Below are 12606 nucleotides of genomic sequence, written 5' to 3' on the forward strand. Positions count from 1 at the left end.
TCATTTCTCGGCCTTGCGGGCGACGAAGAGCCGCTGCCCGAGCGGAGCCAGGACATGGGACTCGGCCGGCAGCGTCCGCACCTGCCGCAGGCCCGCCCCGGCGAACACGTCCAGCCACTGGCCGGGGGAGAGGAAGGTGCGGCCTGTCTTCGCCCTGGCGTCCTCGGGGGCGGTCATCATGAACGCCTGCGAGGTGAGGATCTCCAGGTGCTCGCGGGTCGGCTCGGTGACCAGCAACCAGCCGCAGGGAGCGAGGAGTTCGACCAGGGCGCGGACGGTGGCGTCGGTGTCGCGGGCGTTGTTCAGCACGCCGGCGGCGATGACCACGTCGAAGGAGCCGGGGGAGTGTCCCTGTTCGCGTGGGGCCCGGTCGACGTCGTACACGCCGAGCCGCAGCCAGCGGTGGCGGGCGAACCGCTCCCTGGCGGGGCCGAGGAAGAAGCGGGACACGTCGGTGAACAGGTAGTCGACGTTCGGCGCGGCCGTGCCCGTCACCGTCAGGGCCCGGACGACCGCCTCGGTCGTCGCGGCGGTGCCGCCCCCGACCTCCAGCACCCGCAGCGGTCGCCCGTCGGCCGGGACGAGGCGGCGGACGGCGGTCGCCACGGCCGTGTTGAGGTAGCGGGCGGTGATCGTCTCCCGGTAGACGGTGTCCGCGAGCTCCGTGCGCCCCTCGGGGAAGAGCAGCAGGGCGGCCTGCTGCTCACCGCTCAGCAGGGCGGGCAGCCGTTCGGCGTTGAGCCGCAGGTAGTCGACGAACTCGGGCGCGCCGAGCCCGTCCGCCCACAGGGCCGCCGCGCGGTCCCAGGCCTCGGCCGCCTCGGCGTGCCGGACCGTCCGGGTCGCGACGAATCGCTCGCCATCTCGGACGACCCGACCACGCTCGGCCAGAACGGCCAGCCAGCGTTCGACCAGGCCGTGATGGGCCGGTGCTACCCGGGCGGTGGCGAGGATCTCCTCCAGGGTGCCGAGGGCCCCCGGTAGTGCCAGCAGCATGCCGGCGAGCACGGCCTCGTCCAACTGCTCGACGAAGGCGCGGACCTGCACGGCTCCGACGCCGCGCACCTGGAGCTCGGCGGCTCCTGCCGCCGCCTCGACCAGGCCGTCCAGGGCGGGCGGTACGACGGCCGCATCGTCCACCGTCGCCAGCAACTCGCCGACGGGGAAGGGCTGGTGAGCCTGCCCCGGCCGCAGCGTGGGGTAGCCGAGCCGGGAGGTGAGGTCCTGCCACAGTCGGGTGAGGGTCAGATGGTACTGGTCGGGCCGTTCGGCCTCCGGCTCGCCGAGGATGCCCGCGTGCAGTGCCAGCAGGTCGGCGCCGATCGCCTCGGGCCAGGTCCGGCTCAGCGCCTCCCGGTAGGGCGGCGGTCCGGCGGGGCCGAGCACGGTCGTGGCCGGTTCGGCGAGGTGGCCGGTGTCCGGGCCGTCGAAGTCGAAGCGCTCCTTCACCGCGTCGGGGATGTGCAGCCGGGGGTGCCACAACACCGGTCCGTGCGGGTCGGTCAGGCTGAGCGTGCCGCCCGCCGTGGCGATCGTCACCCGGTGCAGCAGCTGGATGTGGTTGTCCGGGTCCGCCGGGTCGACCTCGTTCTGCACCCGCAGCGTCAGCGGCACGGCGCCGAGTACTCCCGTCAGCACCGTGAACGGGCCGTCCGCCGGGCCCGACGGGGGATCGATCCGCCAGGGACGCAGGCTGCCGAGCGCGTCGCCGAGCAGGTGCACCAGCGGGAAGGCGACCTGCATCGAGCAGGCCGCGTCCACCGACAGGGCCGGCTGTTCACCGAGCAGCCGGCGTGCCGCCGTCGTGAAGCGGCGCACCGCCGGGAGCCGGACGTACAGGTCGCCGAGCCGGTACCGCACGCCGTTCCGGCGCGCCTCGCGCAGACAGCGGGCCAGGTCGTCGTGGTGGACGGGCTGCTCCTGGAGGACGTGGACGCCACGGCCGAGCAGCCGCAGCGCGAGCTCGGTGCCGGGCCCGCCCATTACCCCCGACCGCACCACGACGCAGGCCAGGTCGATGTCCTCCGGCAGTTGGTCGACCTCGGTGAACAGCGGCACCCCGAACCGGCGGGCGCATTCGACGGAGCGGGGCCCGCCCCTCGCGAGCACGCCCGCGATCTCGAACTCCTCGGGCAGCCGGGCCAGTGCGGCGAGGTAGAACTGCCCGAACGTCGTCCCGCACACCACGGTTCGCAGTCGGCGGCCGGTCACAGCACTCCCTCCTCGACGAGATCGACGAGATCGCCGATCGGCCCGTCGGTCACGGTCAACTCCATGGCGCCCGGGAGCCGTTCGACGGTCGCGGCCGGATCGAGCACCGCGTCCGCCCAGTGCACCCCGGCCGGCACCTCGCCCAGCAGCACCGCCAGCGCGGCCGCCGCCGTGACGGCTCCGGTCAGCTCGGCGATGCCGGGCGCGCGCAGCACGGCCGTCCGGCTCAGGGGGCGCCCGTCGGCCGTGCCGTCGAGCTGGACGAACAGCGCCGCGTACGGGGTGCGCCCGGCGGTGTCCAGGGCGGTCGCCCGGCACAGGCCCGCGACGGCCTCGGCCCGGTCGAGCCCACGGGCGGCGTCGAGCGCGGCCGGCAGGTGCTCGCCGTCGAGCACGGTGTACCAGCGGCCGTGGTCGAGGGCGAGGTCGTGCGCCAGCCGCTCGCCTTCGGCATCGAGGTACGGGTAGGCGGCGACGGAGCGCGGCAGGAGCGGCAGCCGCAGCCCGGACTGCCGCGCCAGCGCCCCTGCCCGGCGCCCACCGCCCTGCCAGGCGGCGAGTGGCTCGTTGCCGCCGCCGAGGACGCCGTGCAGGTAATCCTCCGCGCCCGTGGCGGTGAAGCGGTCGAGCACCGCCGCGTAGCAGGTCAGCCCGTGCACGGTGGCGAAGCCCTGCCCGGCGAGCCAGCGGGGGAGCAGCCCGGAGAGCCCCGGCAGCGCGCCCGCCGCGAACACCGTGCTGAACGTACCGTCGCTGTCGGCGAGTTGATCCGGCGCGCCCGCGTCCACGTGGTGCGCACCCGCCGCCAGCGCCGCCCGGGCCACCCGGGCGGCCGAGGTGTGCGAGGGCCCCGCGCAGTGCACGACGACCCGGCAGCCGGCGACGAACTCGGCCAGCGAGGCGTCGTCCGCCACGTCGACCCGTACGGCCTCGGCCGGGCCGGGCAGGGCGGCGGCCAGCTCGGCCGCACGCTCCAGGCGTCGACCACCGATCCGCAGCGGGCCCGCGCCCCGGGCGGCGAGCAGCCGGGCGGCCTGGGCGCCGACCGCGCCGTAGCCGCCGATGATGCCGATCACAGAGTGCCTTCCTCAAGGTCGTCGTGCTGTGCGAGCTCCTCGGCCACGGCCGCCGCCACCTGGGCGAGGCCGGGCCCGTTGAACATCCGGCGCAGTGGCAGCTCCACACCGAAACGCTGCTGCAGCTGGGCGAGGAAACGGGTGGCCAGCAGACTGTCGCCGCCCTGCTCGAAGAAGCTCCGCCGTCGGCCGACGACCGCCAGCCCCAGCAACTCCACCCACATGGCCGCGAGTTGCTCCTCCAGCTCGCCCTGCGGCGGCTCATCGGCGTCCTCGTCACCGCCCTCGGCCAGCGCCGCGGTGACTGCTGCCCGGTCGACCTTCCCGTTGGCGCTCAGCGGCAGCCAGGGCAGCACCTCGATCCGCTCCGGCACCATGTGCGCCGGCAGCAAGGCCGCCACGTGATCGCGCAGGTCGGCCGGGTCGGGGTCGAGCGAGGCCTCCGGCCGCCGGGCCCAGAGCCGCTCCATGAAGGAGTCGCCGACCGCCAGGTGGCCGGCCTCGTGCAGACCGACCCGGGCGAACAGCTCCGCCCAGCGCGACGCCGGCAGCATCGGCGTGCCGGCCAGCCGACGCGCCCGGTCGAAGGTGACGTAGCCGCGGTCGAGCAGGCCCGCCGTCAGCAGCGCCACCGGGGTCAGCTCGGCCCGCTCGACGGCCAGCAGTCGCCCGCCGGGCCGCAGCAGCAGGGCGGCCAGGGCCGGCCCCTGCTCGGGCTCGGGGTAGCGGTGGAGCACGTTGTCCGCCACCACCACGTCGAAGCGGTGCCGCAGTTCCTCGGGTATCCGCTGGTCCGGCAGCTGGTGGCAGACGGCGTGCGGCTGCTCCGCCAGGCGCCGGGACGCGGCGGTGACCATCGCGGCCGAGGGGTCGAGCAGGGTGTAGCGCACCTGCGCCGGGGAGAGCAGGCCGAGCAGCTGCTCGGCGGTGCGGCCCGCGCGCCCGTCCAGCTCGGCCACCTCGATGGGGCGGCCGGCGGCCTCGGCCAGGTCGGCCAACTCCCGCGCGATCCCGGCCAGGGCCGCCGCACCGCCGGGATCGGCGGCCGCGAGGTTCGCCGGGGCGAGTACGTCGTCGTCCAGCAGGACGGACGGGTCGAGCCGCCCGGCCAGGATCGCCCGGTAGTCCGCCACCCGGTCGAGCAGCTGCCGCCGGGCGCGGACGATCAGGGCGCCGTACGCGTCGGAACCCGTGTCGGGCTCGCCGCGGGTCAGGGCGACGGCGAGCTCCGGCCCGGCGCTGTACCCGTTGCCCTCCTCGACCAGCACCTTCCGCTCGACCAGCCACCGCAGCCACAGCCGCAGGACCGGCCGGTGCTCCTCCGTCACCTCCAGCCGGGCGGCCAGCGCGTCCAGGTGCTGCGGGCCGTCGAGCCCGTCCGGACCGAGCAGTCGGATCAGCACCTCCTCCGCCGCCTCGGCCTCCACCTGCCGGGCCCGCGCCGCCGCCACGGTCGTCCGGACGGTTCCGGTCGGCGACACCTCCTGCGGTGCGACCGCCGGAACGACCGCTGCCGCCAGCCGCCGCCCGGACCGTTCCCCGACCACCGCCACGACCGCGCGGCCCACCGCCGGATGCGACCGCAGCGCCGCCTCGATCTCACCGAGCTCGATCCGGTGGCCCCGGAGCTTCACCTGCTGGTCCGCCCGGCCGAGGAACTCCAGCGTGCCGTCCGGCCGGTAGCGGCCGAGGTCCCCCGTGCGGTACCAGCGCCCGCCCGCCCACTCGACGAACCGGCGCCCCGTCAGCTCGGGCGCTCCCCGGTAGCCGCGGGCCACGCCCGCGCCACCGATCCACAGCTCGCCCGGCACCCAGTCCGGGCAGTCCCGGCCGAAGCCGTCCACCACCCGGAACCGCTGGGCGCGCAGCGGCCGGCCGTACGGGATCGAAGGCCAGGCCGGGTCGACCTCGCGCACCTCGAAGGAGTTGGACCAGATGGCCGCCTCGGTCGCGCCGCCGAGCGCGACGAACCGGCAGTGCGGCAGCAGTGCCGTGCAGCGGCCCGGCAGGTCGAGGCCGACCCAGTCGCCGGAGACCAGCGCCAGCCGCAGCGGCTCGGGCGCCGGACCGGTCTCCGCCACGGTGAGCAGCATGTCGAGCAGCGCGGGCACGGAGTTCCACACCGTCACCCGGTGGCGGCGCGCCAGCTCCAGCCACCGCCGGGCGTCCCGCCGGGCCTCCTCCTCGACCAGCACCACCGCGCCGCCCGCCGACAGCGGGCCGAACACGTCGTACACCGAGAGGTCGAAGTCCAGCGCGGACACCGCGAGAACGCGGTCCTCCGGCCCGACGGCAAAGCGCTCGTTGACGTCGTCCACGGTGTTGGCCGCCGAGCGGTGGGCGATCTCGACGCCCTTCGGCTCGCCGGTCGACCCCGAGGTGAAGATCACGTAGGCGAGGTCCTTCGGACCGGTCGCGACCGGCGCGGGCAGCGCCTCCCTGCCCTCGGAGATCCCGATCCTACGGATACCGTCGTCCCCCGTCCCCGCCTCGTCGGTGACCGCGAACCGGGCCCCCGCCAGGCGGTGGATCCGCTCGCGCCGCGCCGTCGGCTGATCGACCCCGACCGGCAGGTACGCCGCCCCGGCCGCCAGCACCCCGAGAACGGCCACGACCTGCTCCGGCCCCTTCGGCAGCGTCACCGCCACCACCTCGCCGGGCTCCACCCCGCGCCGGCGCAGCACCGCCGCCAGCCGCAGCGCCCGCTGCGCCAGCTCGCCGTACGTCCACGCCTCGCCGTCACCCCACACCAGGGCGGTCCGGTCCGGCTGTTCGGCCGCCCGACGGAAGAACCCGCCGTGCAGCAGCCCGGCCGGCGCCTCCGTGCCGGTGGCGTTGACCTGCCGACGCACCAGCCGCTGCGCCTCCGGCAGCAGCTCGGGCGCGGGCTGGTGCCAGTCGGCGGCGCCGAGGTGGTCGAGCAGCCGCAGGTAGCCGGCGAGCATCGCGTCCAGCACGCCGTCGGGGAAGAGCTCCTCGACCGCGTCCCAGTTCAGCCGGATCCCGCCGTCGGCGGTCTCGGTGACCTGGTGGTCCAGCCAGACCTGCGGTGTCTGGGACACCCCCCACACGTGCTCGGCGAAGGGGCCGTCCGGCGCGCCGGCGCCGACCCCGAGGGCGCTGGTGAACACCACGGGCATCGTGGTCTCCGGTTCACCGGTACGGCGCGCGAGGTCGCGCAGGACCTGGACGGCCGACAGCTCCCGGTGGTCCAGCGCCCGCCACAGTTCCTCCTGCACCCGCCGGGCCGTGGCCAGCCAGCCCTCGTCGCGCTCGGGGCGCACGGGGACGAGGACCAGCGAGGTGAAGTCGCCCAGCACCCGCTCGATGTCCGGGTGCACCTCCCGGCGGTCGAACAGGGTGAGGTTGAGCGTCAGGTCCGGCCGCGCGCTCCAGCGGCCCAGCACCTCGCCGAAGGCGGCGAGCAGCACCGCCGACGGGGTCAGGCCGTGCTCGCGCGCCTGGTCGGCGATCGGCCGCCACCGCTCGGCGGACATCCGCGCCTCGCGCCGGGTGAAGTACGGGCGCGCCACCTCCGACGGATCGACGGCGAGCGGCAGCTGCGGCGCGGGCGGGAGCTCGGCGAGCCGCTCGGACCAGTACTCCCGGGCAGCGGTCAGTGCCTCGGGGGCGGGCGCCGCGCCGAGCACGTAGTCGCGGAACGAGACGTCCAGCGGCGGGAGTTCGGCGTCCAGGTCCTGGTACACGGCGCCGAGTTCGGCGTAGAAGCGCAGGATGCTCAGCGCGTCCAGCACCAGGTTGTCCATCCCGATGCCGAGCCTGGTCCGACGGCCCGAGCGCACCGCGCGGATCGAGAACAGGGGCCAGACGCCCGGGTCGAAGACCTGGTGGGAGGCGCTCTCCCGCAGCTCGGCGAACGCGGCCTCGGGGTCGGGGCCGGCCTCGGCCAGCGGGATCGTGAAGCGGGGCACCTCGGGCAGGACGCGCTGCTCGCCCCGCTCGTCGACGACCGCCCGCAGCATCTCGTGCCGTGCGACCAGCCGGTTGACCGCCTCCTCCAGACGGTCCGGGTCGAGGTCGTCGAGGTCGTACTCGCGGTAGAAGTGGCAGCCGATCCCGCCGAGGGTGAAGCCCTTGCCCCGGCCCAGCCAGTACGCGCGCTGGACGTCGGTGAGCGGGAACGGCTCGTGGCGGCCCGCCGGGTCCGCTGCGAGGACGGGGGCTGGGGCCGGTGCGGCGTCCGGCCGCAGCGTCGCCGCGAAGTCGGCGAGGACCGGCCGGGCGAACAGCTCGGCGAGCCGGACCTGCCCGTAGCCCGCCGCGCGCAGCCGGCCGACCAGCCGGGTCGCCAACAGGGAGTCGCCGCCGAGGGCGAAGAAGTCGTGCTCCCGGCCGACGGCGGCCGCGCCGAGCACCTCCGTCCAGGCGGCGGCGACGGCCTCCTCGGCCGCGCCGACCGGAGCCGTGACGGGGGTGGTGTCCGGAAGGTCCCCGGCCGCCAGCACCTGGCGCAGGGCTGCCCGGTCCACCTTCCCGTTGGGCGTCAGCGGCAGTCCGGGCAGCACGGCGATCCGCTCGGGCACCATCGCCGAGGGCAGCCGTTCCGCGAGGAAGGCACGCAGCGCCGCCGGGTCGAGAGCGGAAGCGCGGCCGTCCCGCAGCGCGCCCACGGTGGCCAGCGCCTGCCAGTCGGCGGCCGCGCGCTCCCGGTCGGCGGTGAGCGCGGCCCCGAGTCTGCCGTCCGCGCAGACCACGGCGACGCCCTGCGCCACGCCGGGGAAGACGGTCAACGCGGCTTCGATCTCGCCGAGTTCGATCCGGTGGCCGCGCACCTTGACCTGGTGGTCGGCCCGGCCGAGGAACTCCAGGGTGCCGTCCGGCCGGTAGCGGGCCCGGTCGCCGGTGCGGTACCAGCGCCGTCCGTCGGCCTCGACGAAGCGCTCGGCGGTCCGTTCGGCGTCGCCCCGGTAGCCGCGGGCGAGGCCCGCGCCGCCGATCCACAGCTCGCCCGGCACCCAGTCCGGCCGGTCCCGTCCGAGCGGGTCGACCACCCGGCAGACGACGCCCCGCAGCGGTGTGCCGTACGGGATCGATGACCAGTCGGCCGGGACCGGCCGGGGGACCTCGCAGACGGTGGAGTGGATGGCCGTCTCGGTGGTGCCGCCCAGGGCGACGAACCGGCAGCCGGGCGCGAGGGCGGCGAGCCTTCCGGGCAGCTCCAGCGGTACCCAGTCGCCGCCGAGCAGCACCGTGCGCAGCGCGGGTGCGGGGCCGTCGGCTGCCGCGGTGACCAGCATGTCCAGCAGCGCGGGCACGCAGTTGACCACGGTGACGCGGTGGCGATGCATCAGCTCGGCCCAGACGGTGGCGTCCCGGCGGTCCGGCTCCTCGACGCAGACCACCGCCGCGCCGGCCGACAGCGGGCCGAAGACGTCGTACACGGACAGGTCGAAGTCCAGGGCGGACAGCGCCAGGGTGCGGTCCCGGGGCCCGATGGCGAACCGCTCGTCGAGGTCCTCGACGGTGTTCACGGCGGCCGCGTGCGGGATCTTGACGCCCTTGGGCTCGCCCGTCGAGCCGGAGGTGTAGATGACGTAGGCGAGGTCGGTGTCGGCGCCCGGCAGCGGGCCGGCCAGGGGCTCGACGTCGGCGGGGACGGTGACGTCGTCCAGGACGAGCCGGATGCCCGCCGAGGTGTGGATCCGGGCGCGACGGGTCTCGGGCTGGTCGATGCCGAGCGGCAGGTAGGCGGCGCCGGCGGCGAGGACGGCGAGGACGGCGGTGACCTGGTCGGGCCCCTTGGGCAGGGTGACGGCCACCAGGTCACCGGGGCGGACGCCCCGGTCGTGCAGGTGGGCGGCCAGGCGCAGGGCCCGGTGGGCCAGCTCTCCGTATCCCAGTGCTCCGCTCTCGCCCCAGAGCAGGGCCGGGACGTCGGGGTGCGCGGCGGCGCGGGCGAAGAAGGTGTCGTGCAGTCGGGCGCCGGAGCGGGTGTGCGCGGTGTCGTTCGCCCGTTCCCGGACGGCCAGTTGGGCAGCGGGGAGCAGTGGCGGAACGGGTGCGCCCCAGGCGTCCGGGCCGTCGAGCAGTCGGTCGAGCAGGGTGCCGTAGGCGGCGAACATGGCGTCCAGGATGCCGGGGGCGAAGGCGTCCTCGCGGGCGTCCCAGTTGACCAGCAGCCCGCCGTCGACCTCGGTGACCTGGGCGTCCAACCAGACCTGCGGGCCCTGGGAGATGATCCAGGAGGCCTCGCCGAACGCCTCGCGGACCGCGGGGGCGAACAGTTCGCCCAGCCCGAGGGCGCTGGTGTAGACGACCGGTGCGAGCACGCGCTCGCCGTGCAGACGGGAGAGGTCGCGCAGGACCTCGACGCCGGAGTGGCCGGCGTGTGCGGCGTCCGCGTGGAACCGGCTCTGGAGGCGGGTGGCGCGCTCGGCGAAGGTGCCGGGGGCGGAGCCCTCCCAAGCGAGTAGGACCGAGGAGGTGAAGTCGCCGACCAGTTCGCCCACTTCGGGGTGGAGCGGGGCACGGTCGAAGAGTGGCAGGTTGAGCAGGACGTCAGGCTCGGCGCTGAAGGCCGTCAGCGTCTCGGCGAAGACGGCGGCGAGCGCCATGGCCGGGGTGAGTCCGTGTCGGCGGGCCAGGCGGTCGAAGGCGTGCACGGCCTCGGCGTCGAGCCTGCGGTGTCTACGGACGACCGTGGTGGCGGCGGAGGCGAACGCATCAGGCGCGAGGGCCAGTTGGGGCGCCGACGGAAGGTCGGGCAGTCGGGCCTGCCAGTACGCCCGGTCCGCGTGTTCGGCGTCGGGGTCGGCGGCCGCGGCCCGGTCGGCGCGGTACCGCGGGTAGCTGTAGTCCAGGGGCGGCAGCGGCCGGTCGGGCTCGGTGTAGGCGCGGGCCAGGTCGGCCAGCAGGACCCGCAGGCTCAGCGCGTCGGCGGCGACCATGTCCAGGTTGATGTGCAGCCGGGTTCCGTCAGGCCTCAACTCATCGGGGAGCAGTGAGAGTTGGACGTCGAAGACCTCGCCGCTCGCGATGTCCAGGGAACGGTGCGAAAGACATCGGCGTAGCTCCGCCAGCCGGTCCTCGGCCTCGGCGGAGGGGAGTTCGCGCAGGTCGTGCGCGCGCAGGCCCGGCCAGGTGGTGTCCGGCGCGATCCGCTGACGGCCGTCGTCGAGGACGTGCACCCGCAGCATTCCGTGGCGGGCCAGCACGGCCCGGACGGCGTCTTCGAGCCGGGCCGGATCGACGCCGGCGCCGTCGAACTCATGGTAGAAGTGCGCTGCCACACCGCCGAGTTGCTGACCCTCCTCGCGCCCGACCCAGTACGCGTGCTGCATCAGGGCCAGCTCGAACGGCGCCGACTCGTCGACGGCGGCCGGCGCCGGACGGGCCGTCGCTGTGCCCGGCTGTCTGTCGAGCAGCGAGTGCCAGGCGGAGAGCCGGGGTTCGGCGGCCAGGTCGGCGAAGCCGACGTCGAGGCCGTGCTGCCGAAGCCGGCCCGCGAGGCGCATCAAGGTCAGTGAGTCCAGCCCGAGTTCGATCAGGTTGGCATGCTCGGCCACCTCCTCGGCGGGCAGGCCCAGCAGCTCGCCGACGGCCTTCGGCAGATCGATGGGCGGCGGCCCGGATACCTGAGACAACAGGGGCTCCTCTCCTTCGGTGCGGTGTGCTCGTATCTTAATAGCATTGAAAACCATTTCCATCTACTGCTAGCGTCCAGGGCATTCGAGAACACCGGCCACGAAGGGGCGGGGATGACCAACTCCACGACAGGACCCGTAGAAGATAAGGAAGTTGACCAGGCGGACACGTCAGCCGACGTGCTCTCCGGGCGGCGCTGGACGACCGCGCTGACCTCACTGGCGGCCGCGATGATGACCCTGGACATCACGGTCGTCAACGTGGCCCTGCCGAAGATCGGGGAGGACCTCGACGCCTCGCTCGACTCCCTCCAGTGGATCGTCAACGCCTACACGCTCAGCTTCGCCGCGCTGCTGCTCACGGCCGGCTCGGTGTCCGACCGGATCGGCCGCCGCCGGATCTTCCTCGCCGGGGTCGCGCTCTTCACCGCCGCCTCGGCCGCCTGCGCGCTCGCGCCGAACGCGGCCGTGCTGATCGCGGCCCGCGCCGTCCAGGGCGCGGGCGGCGCGATGGTGCTGGGCACATCGCTGGCGCTGATCGCCGGGGCGTACGAGGGCGCTCCCGCCCGGTCCCGGACCAGCGCCATCGGCCTGTTCACGGCCGGCGGCGCGGTCTCGGCGGCGCTCGGCCCGCTGGTCGGCGGCGTGGTCGTCGAGTGGCTCAGCTGGCCCTTCCTGTTCGCGGTCAATGTCCCCATCGGGCTGGTCATCCTCTACGGCACCGCGCGCCGGGTGCCCGAGAGCGCCGCCCCCGGCGCGGCGCAGCCGGTCGACCGGGTCGGCGCGGTGCTGGCGGTGCTCGCCCTTTTTGCCCTCAACTACGGCATGCTGACCGGCGCGGAGCAGGGCTGGTCCGCGCCGCGGGTGCTCGCCCTGCTCGGCGCCGGGGCGGTGCTGGCGGTGGCGTTCGCCGTCGTGCAGTGGCGCCTCGGCGAGCGGGCGATGCTCGACCTGCGACTGTTCGCGATCCCCACCTTCAGCGGTGCGGTGCTGCTGAGTTTCGCGGCCCGGGTCTTCAGCTTCGGCCTGCTGCCCTTCCTCACCCTGTGGCTGGGCGGCATGCTCGGGCTCTCGCCGTTGCGGATCGGGTTCGTCCTGCTCGCCCAGTCCCTCGCCCTGGTGGCCGGCGCCGCGGTCAGCTCGCTGCTGACCAAGGTGATGTCGATCGGCCGGGTCCTGGCGCTCGGGATGGTGCTGGTGGCCGTAGGCCTGTTCACCGCCGTGGGCATCGGCCCCGGGGACGGCTGGACGGTCGTGCTGCCGATGCTGGTGCTGGTGGGCGCGGGCGCCGGTCTGACCCTGCCGCACCTGCTCGCCCTCGCCGTCGGCGTCGTCCCGGCCGCGCGGGCCGGCACCGCTTCCGGCGCGGCCAACAGCTTCTTCCCGCTGGGTACGGCGACCGGCGTGGCCGTGTTCGGCGCGGTCCTGACCGCCAAGGTCGGAAACGTTCTGTCGCCGGAGGCCCTGGACCGCCTGGGCGGGCAGTCGGGCGGTGCCGGGCAGGTCCACCGGCTCGTCACGGCGGGCCAGTTCGATGCGGCGGCCGCCCCGTTCCCCGCGGCCGCTCGTGGCGAGTTGCTCGACCTGGCCCACTCCGGCTACACCGGCGCCCTGTCCACCATCTTCCTGATCGCCGGCATCGCCGCCCTGGTCGCTGCCGGGGCGAGTCTGGTGCTGATCCGCGAGCAGGACGCCGACCGGAGCAGCTGATGCAA

4 protein-coding genes are annotated in these 12606 nt (G+C 75.0%); 1 reads left to right on the plus strand and 3 read right to left on the minus strand.

Going from position 1 to position 12606, the window contains the following annotated elements:
• The 3 genes from ACFVU9_RS26345 to ACFVU9_RS26355 are packed head-to-tail and all read right to left on the minus strand — an operon-like array spanning position 1 to position 10891.
• Positions 1-2211 carry a Gfo/Idh/MocA family oxidoreductase gene (locus ACFVU9_RS26345; protein ID WP_387597382.1) on the minus strand — a complete coding sequence of 737 codons (2211 nt, stop codon included), beginning with the start codon at positions 2209-2211 and terminating at the stop codon, positions 1-3.
• Positions 2208-3287, minus strand: a complete 1080-nt coding sequence (locus tag ACFVU9_RS26350; protein ID WP_387597385.1) for a saccharopine dehydrogenase NADP-binding domain-containing protein — start codon at positions 3285-3287, stop codon at positions 2208-2210. The genes ACFVU9_RS26345 and ACFVU9_RS26350 overlap by 4 nt, the downstream gene beginning before the upstream one ends.
• Positions 3284-10891 carry an amino acid adenylation domain-containing protein gene (locus tag ACFVU9_RS26355; protein ID WP_387597388.1) on the minus strand — a complete coding sequence of 2536 codons (7608 nt, stop codon included), beginning with the start codon at positions 10889-10891 and terminating at the stop codon, positions 3284-3286. Before ACFVU9_RS26355 ends, ACFVU9_RS26350 begins: the two co-directional genes overlap by 4 nt.
• Before the next feature lie 114 nt (positions 10892-11005).
• On the opposite strand from ACFVU9_RS26355, the gene ACFVU9_RS26360 reads away from it, so the two are divergent.
• On the plus strand, positions 11006-12601 hold the full coding sequence (locus ACFVU9_RS26360; protein ID WP_387597391.1) for an MFS transporter: 1596 nt from the start codon (positions 11006-11008) through the stop codon (positions 12599-12601).
• Positions 12602-12606: the final 5 nt, after the last annotated feature.

Origin of the sequence: Kitasatospora sp. NPDC057936 (genome assembly GCF_042887525.1) — a bacterium.
Lineage (GTDB): Bacteria > Actinomycetota > Actinomycetes > Streptomycetales > Streptomycetaceae > Kitasatospora.